The organism is Campylobacter lari (assembly GCF_004357905.1).
Lineage (GTDB): Bacteria > Campylobacterota > Campylobacteria > Campylobacterales > Campylobacteraceae > Campylobacter_D > Campylobacter_D lari_D.
Genome location: NZ_SMTT01000002.1, coordinates 229159 through 244998 on the forward strand (window position 1 = coordinate 229159; position 15840 = coordinate 244998).

Genomic DNA, 15840 nt, shown 5'->3' on the forward strand with positions numbered 1-15840 from the left:
TTAAGGGTTTAAATTCCAATCAATAAGACTTTTACCAAGTTTTGATAAAATTTCATTACTTTTTGAAAAATGCTTGCAACCTAAAAAAGCATTTCTCGCTAAAGGCGAAGGATGTGCTGCTTCTAGGATAAAGTGTTTTTGAGGGTTGATTAAATTTTTTTTATTTTTAGCATAATTTCCCCAAAGTAAAAATATCAATCCTTCTTTTTCATTGCTAAGTTTTGATATAACCGCATCGGTAAATTTTTGCCAACCAAAATGTGCATGTGAGGCAGGTTTATTTGCTTCTACACTTAAAATAGAATTTAAAAGTAAAATTCCTTGTTTAGCCCATTTACTTAAATCACCATGTTTTGCTATAGGAATGTTTAAATCATCTTGCAATTCTTTATAGATATTAAGCAAAGATGGGGGAATTTTAACACCCATTGGCACGCTAAAGCTCAAACCCATGGCTTGATGAGGGTTGTGGTAAGGATCTTGTCCTAAAAGTATGATTTTTAAATTTTGTAAAGGGGTTAGATTAAAAGCATTAAAGATTAAATTCGCGGGTGGATATATAGTTTTTCTTTCATTTAAAGCATTGATATAATGAGTTTTTATTTCTAAAAAATAAGGTTTTAAAAACTCTTCTTTTAAAAATTCTTTCCAAGCGTTATCTATTTTAATTTTTTCTAAGCAAATTTCCATTTTTATCCCTACCAAGAAAGTATAAATTCACTTCCTTTATCTTTTTTACTCAAAACTTTTATGTTGATATTGTTTTTATCGGCTATTTGTTTGACTAAATTTAAGCCTATGCCAAAACCACCTTGGTCTTGATTAAAGCGTTTGTAGCGTGTAAAAATTTGAGTAATTTCTTTAGTGCTCATACCTTGACCTTCATCTTTAATACTAAGTGTTTTTTCTTTTAAACAAATAAAGATTTTTTTATTAGTATTGGTGTATTTTATGGCATTGCTTAAAAGATTGTCAAGTAAAATTTGCATTTCTTCTTTATTTGCATAGAAATTTTGCTCTAAAAGCTCTTTTTCAATGATGAGATTTTTTTGAGAGATTAAAGTGTCAAAATATTCTAATCTTTGTTCTAAAAGCTCTTTTAAATTTATATCTTCTTTTGTATTTTCTTTTTGTAAGAAAAAATTTAAGGCTATGAGGTTTTGATAGATATGATTTAAATTTTTACTTGCTAGTTTGATATGATTTAGTTTTTTAGTGTTATTTGGATTTAAATTTGTATCATCAAATTTTTTAATACTAGCTAAAATCACGCTCAAAGGCGTGTTAATTTCATGTGTGGTATCTTTAATAAAATCATTGAGTGTTTTAAATTGTTCTTTGATATTTTTAAAAACAAGCAAGATGAGTATATAAGCAATTATAGCAAGTAGTAAAATACATATAAGTGTATAAAAAATAGTTTTTAATTTTAGTTTCCAAAGTTCATTAGCATAATCGTTAATATCTAAATTATTGTAGTTATCTTTGCGGTATTGTTCTTTTTTAAAGCCAAGATCTTCCGTTTCTATAATGATATGGATATTTTTATGTCTCAAAAAATGAGAATGGTGTTTTGGCTTTCTTAAATTACTCGTATCTATATAAGTATTAAGATTTCTAATCCTTGAAAAATCTATGAATAATCTTTTGTTTTCGTTGTAAATAAAGTTGTTTTCTTTAAGCTGTGTTAATATTTTTAAAGCATCAAAAGTTAAATTACTAAAAATGATTTGATTGTTTGCAACAATAGCAAATTGAGTATTTATTTTTTTAGAAATATAAGAAAAATCATCTTCGTTTAATAAATTTTTATCGTGTCTTGCTTCAATGATATTTTGTAAAATATAATTATAGTGAGTGTATGAGTGTGTGATTTGATTTAATCGTATATAATTTGCTTCTTTTTGATAAAAAGTAATAAAAAAAATCGTTAAAAATATGCCACTTGTGATGATATAAAGGGCTAGAATTTTAAAAATGGTATTATTAAAGTTTTCACTTTTCATTTTCTAGCCTAATGGCATAGCCTATATTTCTTTGATTGATGATAAGGTCTTTACCAAGAATTTTTCTTAAATTTTTGATATACACTCTAAGGCTCATAATCACAGGCTCTTCATCTAAACTCCAAATTTCGTCAAAAATAGTTTCTATATTTACAAAATGAGGGCGTTTTTTTAAAAGTAAAGCTAGGAGTTCTTTTTCTTTATTAGTTAGGTTGATAATTTCTTTATTTTGATAAAGGGTTTTATTGATAGGATCAAAAGAAATATTTTTTGAAGAGCTAAGTAAGATTAAGTCTTCTTTTTGATGACTAAAATTTCTTTTAATGATATTTTTTACACGGATAATTAACTCATCAACATCAAAAGGCTTTTTAATATAATCATCACAACCTGATAAAAATCCTTGTTTTACATCATCAAGCATGGATAAAGAAGTTAAAAATATAGCAGGAGTGTTTTTAGCACTTTCTCTTAATTCCTTTAATACTTCAAAACCATTGCCTTTTGGAACTTTAACATCAAAAATCCAAAGATCAAAATTTTCTTCATAAGCTTTTTCTAATGCCTCTTGTGCATCATATACACAAGAGACTTTAAAACCTTCATCGCTTAAGGCTTCATTGATGATTTCATTTAAGCTTAAATCATCTTCTAAGAGTAGAATTTTTGCTGCCATTTTATCTCATTGAGCAATTTCCATGATTTGCACCATGCCCTTGATGATTCATTTTATGGGTTTTGTGTTCATTTTTGTTATAATGATGTAAATTTAAATCTCGTATTTCTTTGCCACTCATTTCATCGGTTAGTTTTTGCATATCTTCTTGAACGATAGCCTTTCTTTGACTTCTTTCTTGAGGAGAAAGTTTAGAGATGTTTTCGCGTAAGTTACTTTTAAATTGTTGATGAAAAACTTTTGCGTCTTTGTATTTCATCTCATTCATTCTCTTTTTCATTTCTATAATTAAGTCAGCTTGATCTTGTGCTTTTACGCTTTTTGCAAGATTTAAAATTTCATCATTGCTTTTTTTGGAAAAATCAGCACTAAATGCTAAAGAGGCTGCTAAAGAACCCATAATAAATAAACCTATAATTTTTTTCATTTTTTCTCCTTTAAATTAATGATGAGAAATTATAAAAACCCAAGATAAAGCCAAAATAAAATTTATTGACAAACAAAAAGCACATTAGCTTTTAAGCTTTGCTTTTCATTTTTAATAACAGGAAGCACTACACTATCTGCACTAGCTGCTAAACTTGGAGAATTGTATTTGATATTACAACTATCAAAATGAACATTTTTTACTATGCAAGTTTTTGTTAAAGTTTTAGAATAATATTGAGCTTTTTCAAAAGCTTTTTTAAACGCAAGATCGTATAAATCTTCTTTGTTTGCTTCTAATGTTGCTTCGTCAAATCCTGCTTGCAAGGCTTTAGTATTAAAAGAAATTAAAGTATTAGTATTGCTGATATTTTCTATATCTTTTATAAGATTTTCATAGTCTTTATTTTTATTTTGTGGGATTTGACAAGTGAAATTAGAATACAATCTATACCCATTAAGTGTTTTTACTCCTTGATAATAATTATAACTTGGCTCTAAAGTATAACTTCCACCTTTACAATAGTCTTCTTTGGCAATACGATCTGAAATTTCTTTGAAAGTTTTAGCAATATGATTTTTTTCATCACTAGAGATGATAGTTTTTTTACTAAGTTCTTCGCTCGCACTAAAATTTAAAACAGCATTAAAAACATTTGGCATGATTTCATTTGATACTTCTATATTTCTTGAAAATTCTACATTTTGTTTATTATGATTTTTTAAACCTAAAAATTCAGTATTAAAAACTACTCCTAGTACAAACAATACCAAACAAAGTAATCCTAATCCTAAACCTTTTAAAAAACTTTTCATTTTTACTCCTTTTTAAAAATATTTTTTTAATTTTAACATAAAGCTTTTAAGAATAGATTGTATAATTTTTAAAAACAAAGAAAGTTTTAATGCGAAAAATTCATGAAAGTATTTTAAAATGGTATAACGAGAATGGTAGAAAAAACCTTCCTTGGCGTATTTTGCATAAAGAATATAGAAAATATGGTAGCGAGGATGATTTAAAAAAGCTAAAAAATATTGACAATGCTTATGCTGTTTATATTAGCGAGATTATGTTACAACAAACTCAAGTAAAGAGTGTTTTGCAAAATTATTATTTTCAGTTTTTAGCTAAATTTCCTTCTTTAGAAGCGCTTTCTATGGCAAGCGAAGATGAGGTTTTAAAAGCTTGGCAAGGACTTGGGTATTATACTAGAGCTAGGAATATACATAAATGTGCAAAAATTTGTGTGCAAGAATTTAATGCAAAATTACCATTTGACATTAAAGAGCTTCAAAAACTTCCTGGTATTGGAGAATATACAGCTGGTGCTATAGCTTGTTTTGGTTTTTTACAAGCTAAAGCTTTTGTGGATGCAAATATTAAAAGAGTTTTGAGTAGATTTTATAGTTTGCAAAATCCAAACTCTAAACTTTTAACGCAAAAAGCAAAAGAGTTTTTAAACTATGATAATGCATTTGATCATAATCAAGCTTTGTTGGATATAGGGGCTTTGATTTGTTTACCTAAAAATGCAAAATGCAAGCTTTGCCCCATAGAGAGTTTTTGTAGTGGAAAAAATGAATATGAAAAATTTCATGTATCTAAAAAAACTCAATATGAAAATATTATTTTAAATATACTCATAGTGCAAAAAAATGAGCAGTTTTTGCTTATCAAAAGCAAAGAAAAGCTATATTTTAATATGTATAATTTTTTAGAATACAATAAAGAAAAAAATGCAAAATTCATAGGTGAATTTAAACACTCTTACACCAAATATAAAATTAATGCCAAGGTGTATTTTTTAAAAGATGATGATTTTGAAGATTTAAAAGCAAAAGCATTTTCTTATAAAGAATTGGAACATATTGCACTTTCAAAACTTACCCTAAAGGCGTTTGAGCTTTTTAAAAAGAGTGATTATGCATTTTGAGAAAATTTATATAGAATTAAGTGATATTTGTGGATTAAAATGTGATTTTTGTCCTAGCCAAAAAGCGCAAAGAAAACAAATGAGCCTTGAAAATTTTGAAAAAATTTGCAAAAGTGTGCATAGTCATGCCAAGCTTTTTACTTTTCATGTGCTTGGAGATCCTTTAAGGGTTTTAAATTTAAAAGAGTATCTAAAAATAGCTTTTAAATTTAATATGCAAATAGAACTTACTACAAGTGGGTTTTATTTTGATGATGAGAAAATAAAACTTGTTTTAGATTCTAAAAACATACGACAAATCAATATTTCTTTGGGTGCTTTTTTATCTCAAAGTAGAATGAGTTTAAAAGAATACTTTGAGCCTGTTTTAAAACTTATTTTTTTGCACTTGGAAAATAAAAACAATTCTTTTATCAATTTAAGACTTTGGAATTTAGATAAAAATTTCAACCCACCTTTAGAAAATGAGAAAATTTATGATTTTTTAGAGCAAAATTTTAAAGTAAAAATTCAAAAGCAAAAAGCTAAAAATCGCCTAGAAAGGCATGTTATATTACACCAAGCTAGGCTTTTTAAATGGCCTTCTTTGAAAGATGGGGTTATTAGGGAGAATGGGTGTTGTCATGCTTTAAATGGACAAATTGCTATTTTAAGCGATGGAACTTTAGTGCCTTGTTGTTTGGATACTAAAGGGGATATAAAACTTGGAAATTGTTTTGAAAAAGATTTTAGCGAGCTTTTAAATTCGTCTTTATATATAGAATTAAAAGAAGGCTTCAAGCAAGGAATTTTAAAAGCGGATCTTTGCAAAAGGTGTGAGTTTTTGCAATTTAAAAACTGATTTTCCTTGCTCGGACAATTATGATTTCAGGAAATTCTTCATCTAAAAAAGGTTCTTCAAAAAATCCATCCATGATAAAACCATTTTTAAAACAAGTGTTGAAAATTTCTTCTAAAGAACGGTGGTAGTAGTGATGTTTTACAGGTTGTTTTTCAAATGCATACCCAAGATAATTATGCGGACTAAGATATTTTTTAGTTAATGTTACAAAACAAGGATGTTGAGTAGCAAAAACAAAAATTCCATTTTCTTTTAGTAGAAAATAAAGACTTTTAAATAAGGGCTGGATATTTTCCATATCCATGATAGCCATATTTGAAACAGCTTTGCTAAAGGTGTGTTTTTTAGCTAAATTTTGCAAAGTCAATTCATCGTTAGCGTCTATGATTTGAAAGTGAATTTTATGTAGAAAATTTTTCCATCTTTGTTTTGCTAATTTTATCATTTGATCACTATAATCAAAAGCATAAACATTTATGTTGTATTTTTTGCACATATAAGCGGAAAAATTTCCATTTCCACAAGCAATATCTAGAATATAATCATCATCTTGTATGTTTAGCAATTCTTCAACTTTAGGACGCACAACTTTTTTATGAAATTCATTAGAATCATCTCCCATTTGTGTGTCCCAAAATTTTGCATTAATATCCCATGCTTTTTGCATTTTAAAAACCTAAATTAACTCCACCTTCATTGTTGATTTGATAGTTTGCGTCTAAACCATGTTCTATTTCTTCTTCTTTGTCATTGTCTTTAGAATGTTTAAAAATATCTTCGGTAATTTTTGTAGCTATACCTCTAAGGGCTTTTTGTTTGCTTGATTTGCTTGTAGAACTCATTTTAAATTCTAAGGTATTGGAAGCTTTGATTTGAGTTGTAGCAAATTCTATCAAACGATAATCAATGTTAATATTATAAGTTTGAGTGTTAATTTCATTTTGTGTTTGTGTTATTTTAGGGTTTAAAATAAGTAAAAAATCAGCCCCTAAAACATTATAAAGCTTAACAAGTTCATCATCGCTTGCATTTTTTATAAGTAAAGATTTTTCTTGATTATAAAGATCAAGATTTGCTCTATCTAAAATTCTAAATTTTTTACTTTGGAGCAAAACGCTTAAAAGCTCTTGTTCAAATTTAGCCGAAAGTTCATCTTTAACTTTATTGATGATAATTAGCGAACTTTTATCTTCAAGATTTTTTTCACTATAAAGTTTTTTGTAAATCACAACTTTTGCATGGAATTCATTTTGATTTGTTTGAGTTAAAGATTTAATATCATAGCTATTAAAAACTCCATTGCTAACTAAGTCTATTTCTTCATCATAACCTATATTGAAATTTCCATTAAAGCTAAATTCGAATTTTTTAAGCTTAACTTGTTTTAAACCCTCCATTTTCCCAAGAGCTTCATTGATAGCATTTTTTATTGCTTCACTTCTTGTATTTCCAAAACCCTCACCATAACTTTCTTTGTTTAAAGCGCTTTGTGCTTGACAAAAATAAACAAGAGCGAAAAAAAGAATTAGTAGTTTTTTTACCATGTTACACTCTTGCTTTTACCTGTTTTATCAATAGTTTTTTCATCTTCCCAAAAAGCTAAACCGCTAGTTAAATCTGTAAGAATTAAATGGAAAAAATATTCAGTTTGGATTTTGCCATTATAAAGTTTAACGGTATCTTGTCTGATTTTACCAGAAAGTGAGAAATTTGGGGCCAAAAGTGTGCCTTTTTTAGCTATGGAATTTTGATTAAATTCTTCATTGTCTCTTAAATCTCTTACATCATGAGATAAACTATCTTTTGCTCCACCTGCTGCTACAGCGGTTGTTAATATAAATTTACCAGATTTTCTTAATGCTATAGTAATTTTTGAAGTGAGTTTATCTGTGTCTATTCTTTGCGGGGTGTCATTGATGATTTTTCCTATGGCAATAACTTTTCTATTAGAGCTATTTAAATTTGCAAAAGCAGGATCACTAAGCAAGCTTTGTATCATATCTTCAGCAGTTTTTTCAAAATCTTCTCTATCAAGTCCTAAAGTAAGTGCGTTTCCTTGAACTTTTTGCGAAGCTTTACCATCAGTATATTTTGGTTGTGAAGAACAAGCGCTGAAAATCAAAAGCGCAAAAACCATAAAAAATAAACTTTTTTTCATTTTATCTCCTTATTTTTCTTTAATTTTGTAAATAATATTTGAATTTGGCACAAAAGATCTTATAAGCACAATATAATTTTTATCTTTTTCCAGCTCATCTTCAAAGATTATTTTTTCTTTATCATTATAAATTTTAACTAAACCTTCATTTTTTAGCATTAAAATACTAGCACTTTTTGGTAAAGCTTGCCACATTCTAAGATCTGCTTTATTGATTAAAGCAGTGCTAACAGTGCTAATAAATGATAAAAAGCCACTAGAATCATTATTAGCTATGGCTAAATTAATTGAAGTTTTAAGAGCGCTTGAGGCTAGGGTTTTCATCACCATAGAGGGTAAAAGAGTTTTAAATTCACTTGCTATAATATCATCAAAATAAATTAAATTTTGTGTTTTTTCATCTTGACTTTGCAAGAATTTATAAGAAGCATTTCTTGATTTTAAATAAGCAAAAGCTACACTAATATTTGCAAGATTATCATTAAAAACAAATGGTAGGGTAAGATCAAATTCTTCTTTTGTAGCACTAAAACCATCTTCATAAATGATAAAAATATATTTTTGTTGAGGGAAGGATGTTTTTAAATGAGTGAATTTTTCAAATACTTGAAATTGTTTTTGAAGTTGTTTGTTTTTTACATCGCTTAATGCTACTTCTTTTAAAAGATCATAAGCTTTAATATAATCTTTATCAAAAAAGAAAAATAAAGCACTAAGATAACTAGCATAGATATTAGTATAATTTTTATTTGCGTTAAATGCGCTAAGAAGATTATCATATTGTTTATAGATAGGGCTTAAATTTTGCTGAAAACTCGCATATGTTTTTTTATCTTTTTGAAGTTCTTTTTGGTATTCTTCTTGAGCTTTTTGTATATAATCATAAAAATATTCTTTCATTCTATCTTGTCTGTATAAAGCTCTGTTAAACTCTACTCTTGCATTTTTAAAATCTCCCAAGCTCATATAATTTAAACCTTTGTAGGTATTTAGCATAATCCTTTCATAAAAATAACCTTGATAATCATTGATGGTGTCATTAAGTAAAATTTCGCTAAAATTTCTTGTGGCTTTTTGAAGCCCGTTTTGTAAATCTACATCATATTTGTAAGCCTCTTCTGCTTTATCAAAAAAAGCATTACTTTTTTCATAATCTTTACAAACTCTTGCTAAAGAGGCTAAATTTAACCCTGTGTATATAGTGTCTTTGTCTGCATTTTTTAAAGTTAAAGTATTTTCATCGCATTGTTTGTTTACAAAGGCTTTTTCATAAGATAAATTAACATTAGCATGATTTGAACAAGCACTTAAAAAAAGTAAAATAAAAAGATAAAAACAAGAGTAAAAAAGCTTCATAAAATCCCTTTTTTAGTATAAATTTAAAAAAATAAGTTATAATTTTCATTTTTAGAGAGGTGTCCGAGTGGTCGAAGGAGCACGCCTGGAACGCGTGTGTGGGGTAACTCACCGAGGGTTCGAATCCCTTCCTCTCTGCCACTATGCACTTTTATTATACTGACTTCCTATGTAATCTTGTGATGAATTTTGTGTGTATGATTTTATGGCTTTAGAATTTGGATTTGCTTTTTTATCGTCTTCGTCTTTATTTTTATCATTTTGAGTCTTTGATTCTTCTGCTTTTATTTTAGCTTGCTCGGTGCGCGCATCATTTTGCATTTGCATAGCATTAGCTGCTACTTTATAATCTTGGGGGCTAGGATCAGCTGGTGCCATAGCTGCAGCAATTACTTGCATAGCATTGGCTATAGTTTCTTCAGGAGTATTGCCTTTTTGTATTCTTATAGGCACTTCTCCTTCAACTGCATACATTTTATTATCAGGACCTCTTGTATAGCCAAAACTTGCAGCTCCTGCTAAGGCTCCACCTGCTGCTTGGTGGGCTGCTTCATGAGCCCTTACTTCTCTGTCGATTTTTTCAAGCTCTCGTACCTGTTTTACTTCTTCACTACTTAAGTCTTTACCATTAACTTTTTGAGTTTTTTCATCTTTTTCTTGATCGTTTTTATTTTCTTTTGTTTGCTGTGGGTTTTCTTTTTCAGAAATATTTTCTTTTGTTTGTTCTTTGTCTTTGTTTTGATAAGGATTTTGCGTATAAAAGGCACCGCCATAACTTGAGCTAATTTGCATTAAAATCCTTTTTAAATATAATTTCATATTTTTAGCACAAAAAAGTTAAAAAATATATAAAATTTATAAAATAAGTATTTTATAAAATGTTAAGCAAAATAAAGTATAATTTTAACTTCTTTTTATGTCAGGGTAGCTCAGCTGGCTAGAGCGCTGGTCTCATAAGCCGGAGGTCGGGAGTTCAAGTCTCCCCCTTGACACCACTTAAAATATCTTTTTAATGTTATATTTATTTTTTATATTTTGTAAATTAGCTTTCAAGAATGCTTATAAGTATAGTTTTTTGATTATATTTAATTTATTGTATGGTTTTAATGCCCTTATTTTACAAGGACATTAAAAATTTAGTGACCTAGTATATGGATTGGGTCTGTGTAGCCGTGTACTAGAGTTTCTTTTCTAGATTTATCATATTGATAGTGCAAAGTAAAAGTAGCATTTAAAATCTTCAATAATCATATTGATTAAGTTCTTCTTGAGTGCCAAGTAGCATTAATATATCGTTTAAATAAGCGGTATTTTCTAGATTTGGCATAATGCTCCAAGTATCATGTTGTTTGTGTGCAATGACTTTTAAATTTTGTCCAATGGATTGCAAGGTTTTCCCCGCTAAATTCTCATCGATTAAAAGTTTTGCTACCTTTATGGTGTTGGCTGAAAGATCTATGATTTCAAAATTTGGATTAGTGATAAGAATTTTAGCTAAACGCTTTGCAGATTCTTTTTCAGGATAGATGACTTTATTAACCCCAAGTTTTGAAAGAATTTGTCCATGTGTAGAAGAATTTGCTTTAGCTATGATATTTTTTACCCCTATTTCTTTTAAGGCCATGAAGGTAAGTATGCTTGATTCTAGATTTTCACCTATACTAAGTATGACAACATCAGCATTTGAATAGCCCGCTTCTTTCAAAGCTATAGTGTGAGTAGAATCTAAGATATAAGCAAAATCCGCATGATCTTGCAACTCTTTAACAGCTTCTTCATCAATATCTGAAACAATAACTCTTTTGCCTTGGTCAATAAGTTCTTTTGCTAAAACAGAGCCAAATCTTCCAAGTCCTATAATACCATAAGTTTCTTTTTTCATAGTATGATTTTTCCTTTTGGGTAATTTAAATATTTTTCTTTTTCTTTAAAAAATATACTAAATAAAAACGCAAGCACGCCCACTCTACCGCTAAGCATTAGTAAAATAACAATAAGTTTGCTTTCGGAGCTAAAAAGCGCACTAAGTGATAAGGTCCCACCATCGCCAACTGAAACACCTACTGTGGCAAATGCTGAACTTGTTTCAAAAAGCAAAGGTAAAAAACTTTTATCATCTTCAATCAAAGATAAAAGCAACACGCAGGTAATAATATAAACAATTGAACTTACTGCTATAATGAAAGCTTTATTAATAGTTTCGCTTGGAATTTCAAAGTTAAAAATTCTTGCATTACTATCTTTGATACTCCAATATGCATAAATTAATAGTACCGCAATAGTAGTTACTTTAATGCCCCCCGCAGTTCCACCTGGTGCACCACCTACAATCATAAACAAAGATCCAAAAAATAAGCTTGCATCCTTAAAGGTGCTAAGATCAAGAGTGTTAAATCCTGCAGTTCGGTAATTTACCGCTGTAAAATATGCACTCATAATTTTATCAAAAAGAGAAAATTCTCCTATGCTTTTTGGGTTATGATATTCAAATAAAAACACAATCAAACTTGCAAAAATGATTAGTATAATAGTGGAAATTAAAACAAGCTTTGTATGCAGACTTAGACTAGCAAAGCGTTTTTTTGAAAAAAAGTATAATTCTAGTAATACAAAATAGCCCAAACCGCCAATAATAATCAAAGAGGTAATGATAAAGTTAATCCAAAAATCATCCCTATAAGGCATTAAGCCACTTTCAAATATGCTAAAACCTGCATTATTAAAAGCAGAAATGGAGTGAAAAATACTAGCCCATAGAGCATCAGTTAAATTCATATCTAATTTAAATCTTAAAAATAATAAAACAGCACCAACAATTTCAATAGCAAATACAAAAAATAAAACCTTTTTCAAAAATCCTACAAGCCCATCAGCACCAGGATAAATTAAGGATTCTCTTAAAAGATTTTTTTCTCCAAAACTCATCTTTTTTCGTACTAAAATATATAAAGCCATGGCTATACTCATATAGCCTAAACCACCTATTTGGATAAGTAGTAAAATAACAAGCTGTCCATAAAAACTAAAATCTAATGAAGTATTTAGCACAATGAGTCCTGTCATACTTACAGCTGAAGCACTAGTAAAAAATGCATCTAAAAAAGATATTGGTTTAGTGTGCATAATGGGTAACATAAGGATGAAAGTGCCAAAAAGAGCTATAAGTATATAACCTATAAATAAGATTCTTATATTATTTCTATCTAAAGATAATTTTGCCATTTTATTTCTTTAAAAATTAAAAAAATATTCTACTTAAAATTAGTTAATAAGTAAAAGAAGAAAACTTTCCGCTAAAAGCGGAAAGCAAGAGCATTAAAGCATTCCTACTGCTAAAAATCCTAATGAAACAGCAATAGCAATAGCCAATACACCCGGGATAAAGAATGCGTGATTAAATATGAATTTTCCAATTCTTGTTGTACCTGTATCATCCATTTGAACTGCACCTAATAAAGTAGGATAGGTTGGAAGTACAAAAAGTGCTGAAACAGCAGCAAAACAAGCAACTAGCATATAAGAATCTGCAGGATTTGTAGCTGAAATTCCTAATGCAGCAACGATAACTGGAACAATAGCTTTTGCAGTAGCTGCTTGAGAGTATAAAAGCATACTAGCAAAGAAGAAAGCAACTGCAAGCATAGCAGGAGTTTGTTTAACCCATTCACCCGCTACTTCTTTAATACCTGCTTCATGGCCTGCAACGAAAGTATTTCCAAGCCAAGCAACACCAAATACACATACACAAGCTGTCATACCTGATTTAAATACACTTGTATCTAAAATTTTTGCAGGTTCAACTTTACATAAGAATGTAATTAAAGTTGCAGCAGTTAATAAAAAGCTCATAATTGCAGCATCTCTTGGGATAACTACAGGATCAATCCATTTAATATTATTAGAAATTGCAGTAGCATAAAGAACAACTGCTAATACCGTAAATAAAAATATAGCAACTGAAAGTTTTGCACCCGGTTTATCTTCACTATGTAAAACATCTGAAGCACTTTTTACAAGACCAGCTTTTAAGCGTTCTTGATATACAGGGTCTTTGCTAAGATCCATTGGAGTAATTAAACTTACAATAAAAGCTGTAATCATACAAGCAGCAAAAGTAGTTACAATCCAAATTCCAATTAATGCAGGATAGTTCCAGCCAAGTGGCTCTAATACACCAGTCATATAAACAACAGCAGCGCTAACTGGAGAAGCTGTAATACCAATTTGTGAAGCAACAACCATTAATGAAAGTGGAGCTGATGGCTTAATATTTTGAGATTTTGCAACATCAATAACAACAGGCATTAATGAAAATACTGCATTACCGGTACCTGCTAAAATAGTAAGTAACCAACCGCAAGCTGGTGCAAGATAATTAATGAATTTTGGGTGTTTACGCAAAATTCTTTCAGTAACTTTTACCATGTAGTCTAAGCCACCTGCTTGTTGCATTGCAGAAATCGCAGCAATAGCAGCAGCGATGATTAAAATAACATCCCAAGGAATATTACCTGGCTTCATGCCTAAAACAAGACCTAAAATAACAACACCCAAACCTCCGGCATAGCCTATTGCTATGCCTCCAAGGCGGATACCTATGAATATTGCCCCAAGGAAGACAACAAGTTGTAAAATAATCATAATATCCATGATTAAACTCCTAAGTTATTAAGCTTTTCTTTTTTCTGTCATATGAGGATTTAACATATTTTCTGGTGTTAAAATCTCATCAATTTTTTCTTTTGGTAAATAGCCTCTTTCAAGACAAATATCACCTACTGCTTTTCCAGTTTCTAGAGCTTCTTTTGCAATACTTGCAGATTTTTCATAACCTAAAACAGGATTAAATGCAGTCACGATTCCGATTGAATTTAATACAAGTTTTTTGCAGTTTTCAGGATTTGCTTTTAATCCTTTAATAGCTTTTTCAGCTAAAGTTTTCATTGCATTTTCAAGCAATACGATCGAGTTAAATAACCCATAAGCAATGCCTGGCTCAAAAGCATTAAGTTCAAATTCACCTCTTTCAGAGCAAAGCATAATAGTAACATCATTACCTATAACTTCATAGCAAGCTTCGCCAACTGCTTCACAAATTACAGGGTTTACTTTACCTGGCATAATAGAACTACCCGGTTGCATAGCAGGCAAACTAATTTCAGCTAGACCGCATCTTGGACCTGAATTCATCAACCTTAAATCATTTGCGATTTTAGATAATCTTACAGCTGCAGTTTTTAATGCACCACTTACATGTACAAAATCAGCTGTATCTTGAGTAGCTGCAATGAAATCTTCAGCAGGTTTAAAATCAACACCAGTGATTTCTTTTAATTTTTTCTCAACCACAAATTTATAATCAGGGTGGCAGTTAATTCCTGTTCCAATAGCTGTAGCACCTAAATTTAAATAGCTCATTGACTCACGAGCTGCTGTGATCTTTTCAATATCACTTTTAATATAGCTAGCAAAAGCATTGAAAGTGTTTCCTAAGGTTGTAGGAACCGCATCTTCAAGTTCTGTTCTACCCATTTTGATGATATCTTTGTATTTTTTAGCTTTAGCTTCTAATTCAGCTTTTAAGCCTTCCATAGCTTTTAAAAGATCACTAAGTTTTGCATAGGTTGCTACTTTGATTGAGCTTGGATAGGTATCGTTTGTAGATTGACCTAAATTTGTATGATCATTTGGGTGAAGGTATTGATATTCTCCTTTTTTATGACCCATACTTTCAAGAGCAATATTTGTGATAACTTCGTTAGTGTTCATATTTGTGCTAGTACCAGCACCACCTTGGATCATATCCACAACAAATTGATCTAAAAATTCACCAGCAATCAATCTATCGCAAGCTTTAGCAATAGCATCAGCTTTATCTGCATCAAGAACTCCAACTTCTTTGTTAGCTAGAGCAGCTGCTTTTTTAACTTGAGCAAAAGCTTTTACAAAATAAGGATAATCTTGTAGTCTTCTACCACTCATATTGAAGTTTTCTAGTGCTCTAAAAGTTTGCACTCCATAATAAACTTCATCAGAAATTTCTAACTCACCAATAAAGTCGTGTTCTTTTCTTGTTCCCATGATGTACTCCTTGTGGGTTTTATTTAAGTTTCATTTATGAACTTAATAGGTATTATATAACAATTTTTTATAAAAGTTTCATAAAATTTTCCAATTTTTTCTAATTTTAATAAAAATATATAAAATAATATAAAGTATTGATATTCATTTTCTAAATAGTGGATATTTTATGAATAATTTTATTTATAATGATATTAATTATATTTATTTTTTGTATATTTTTTTGAAGTATTTGTTGAAGTTATGATTGTAATGGGTATCATTTTTTAGATAATTTGATTATAAGCTATCATCTTAACACTTAAAATCTTATTCACTCAAACTAAACCCATTAAGGGTTTAGTTTAATTATTTAAAACTTC

16 protein-coding genes and 2 tRNA genes are annotated in these 15840 nt (G+C 29.4%); 4 read left to right on the top strand and 14 right to left on the bottom strand.

What is annotated here, in order from left to right; all coding sequences use genetic code 11:
* The 5 genes from ung to E2O22_RS03150 all read right to left on the bottom strand — a co-directional run bounded on the left by ung (position 1) and on the right by E2O22_RS03150 (position 3924).
* Positions 1-690, bottom strand: a complete 690-nt coding sequence (gene ung, locus E2O22_RS03130; protein ID WP_133319173.1) for a uracil-DNA glycosylase — start codon at positions 688-690, stop codon at positions 1-3.
* Positions 691-698: 8 nt separating this feature from the next.
* Complete coding sequence (locus E2O22_RS03135; RefSeq protein WP_133319174.1) at positions 699-2006, bottom strand: sensor histidine kinase; 1308 nt, start codon at positions 2004-2006, stop codon at positions 699-701.
* A complete protein-coding gene (locus E2O22_RS03140; RefSeq protein WP_133319175.1) occupies positions 1996-2682 on the bottom strand; it encodes a response regulator transcription factor in 687 nt (228 codons plus the stop codon). The genes E2O22_RS03135 and E2O22_RS03140 overlap by 11 nt, the downstream gene beginning before the upstream one ends.
* A 1-nt stretch (position 2683) precedes the next feature.
* Positions 2684-3109: a DUF1104 domain-containing protein gene (locus tag E2O22_RS03145; RefSeq protein ID WP_133319176.1), complete on the bottom strand. Its 426-nt coding sequence runs from the start codon at positions 3107-3109 to the stop codon at positions 2684-2686.
* Positions 3110-3171: 62 nt separating this feature from the next.
* Entirely contained in the window at positions 3172-3924 is a 753-nt protein-coding gene (locus E2O22_RS03150) for an SIMPL domain-containing protein (protein WP_133319177.1), read from the bottom strand.
* An 89-nt stretch (positions 3925-4013) separates the two neighbouring features.
* Here E2O22_RS03150 and mutY point away from each other — a divergent pair, with 89 nt between their 5' ends.
* Together mutY and E2O22_RS03160 are read left to right on the top strand one after the other, a co-directional pair.
* On the top strand, positions 4014-5042 hold the full coding sequence (gene mutY / locus E2O22_RS03155; protein WP_133319178.1) for an A/G-specific adenine glycosylase: 1029 nt from the start codon (positions 4014-4016) through the stop codon (positions 5040-5042).
* Complete coding sequence (locus E2O22_RS03160; protein ID WP_133319179.1) at positions 5032-5883, top strand: radical SAM/SPASM domain-containing protein; 852 nt, start codon at positions 5032-5034, stop codon at positions 5881-5883. Before mutY ends, E2O22_RS03160 begins: the two co-directional genes overlap by 11 nt.
* On the opposite strand, the gene E2O22_RS03165 is transcribed toward E2O22_RS03160, so the two are convergent.
* From E2O22_RS03165 to E2O22_RS03180, 4 genes are read right to left on the bottom strand one after another with little or no spacing between them, the layout of a single operon-like run.
* Positions 5873-6550 (bottom strand): class I SAM-dependent methyltransferase, encoded by a 678-nt coding sequence (locus tag E2O22_RS03165; RefSeq protein ID WP_243705633.1) that lies wholly within the window; start codon positions 6548-6550, stop codon positions 5873-5875. The two genes, E2O22_RS03160 and E2O22_RS03165, sit on opposite strands and share 11 nt — an antisense overlap.
* 1 nt (position 6551) lies before the next feature.
* Positions 6552-7427 carry a CsgG/HfaB family protein gene (locus E2O22_RS03170; RefSeq protein WP_243705634.1) on the bottom strand — a complete coding sequence of 292 codons (876 nt, stop codon included), beginning with the start codon at positions 7425-7427 and terminating at the stop codon, positions 6552-6554.
* Positions 7421-8041 (bottom strand): penicillin-binding protein activator LpoB, encoded by a 621-nt coding sequence (gene lpoB / locus E2O22_RS03175; RefSeq protein ID WP_133319180.1) that lies wholly within the window; start codon positions 8039-8041, stop codon positions 7421-7423. Before lpoB ends, E2O22_RS03170 begins: the two co-directional genes overlap by 7 nt.
* 9 nt (positions 8042-8050) lie before the next feature.
* Positions 8051-9397 carry a COG3014 family protein gene (locus E2O22_RS03180; RefSeq protein WP_133319181.1) on the bottom strand — a complete coding sequence of 449 codons (1347 nt, stop codon included), beginning with the start codon at positions 9395-9397 and terminating at the stop codon, positions 8051-8053.
* 53 nt (positions 9398-9450) lie between these two features.
* Here E2O22_RS03180 and E2O22_RS03185 point away from each other — a divergent pair.
* A tRNA-Ser gene (locus tag E2O22_RS03185) sits at positions 9451-9538 on the top strand.
* On the opposite strand, the gene E2O22_RS03190 is transcribed toward E2O22_RS03185, so the two are convergent.
* Positions 9539-10189 carry a putative metalloprotease CJM1_0395 family protein gene (locus E2O22_RS03190; RefSeq protein WP_133319182.1) on the bottom strand — a complete coding sequence of 217 codons (651 nt, stop codon included), beginning with the start codon at positions 10187-10189 and terminating at the stop codon, positions 9539-9541.
* 126 nt (positions 10190-10315) lie between these two features.
* Here E2O22_RS03190 and E2O22_RS03195 point away from each other — a divergent pair.
* Positions 10316-10392: transfer RNA gene (locus E2O22_RS03195), tRNA-Met, on the top strand.
* 245 nt (positions 10393-10637) lie between these two features.
* On the opposite strand, the gene E2O22_RS03200 is transcribed toward E2O22_RS03195, so the two are convergent.
* The 4 genes from E2O22_RS03200 to E2O22_RS03215 form a co-directional block, all read right to left on the bottom strand.
* On the bottom strand, positions 10638-11279 hold the full coding sequence (locus tag E2O22_RS03200) for a potassium channel family protein (protein ID WP_133319183.1): 642 nt from the start codon (positions 11277-11279) through the stop codon (positions 10638-10640).
* Positions 11276-12619 (bottom strand): TrkH family potassium uptake protein, encoded by a 1344-nt coding sequence (locus E2O22_RS03205; protein WP_133319184.1) that lies wholly within the window; start codon positions 12617-12619, stop codon positions 11276-11278. Before E2O22_RS03205 ends, E2O22_RS03200 begins: the two co-directional genes overlap by 4 nt.
* Before the next feature lie 93 nt (positions 12620-12712).
* On the bottom strand, positions 12713-14047 hold the full coding sequence (locus E2O22_RS03210; RefSeq protein ID WP_133319185.1) for an anaerobic C4-dicarboxylate transporter: 1335 nt from the start codon (positions 14045-14047) through the stop codon (positions 12713-12715).
* Between the two features lie 18 nt (positions 14048-14065).
* Positions 14066-15478 (bottom strand): aspartate ammonia-lyase, encoded by a 1413-nt coding sequence (locus tag E2O22_RS03215; RefSeq protein ID WP_133319186.1) that lies wholly within the window; start codon positions 15476-15478, stop codon positions 14066-14068.
* Positions 15479-15840 lie beyond the last annotated feature (362 nt).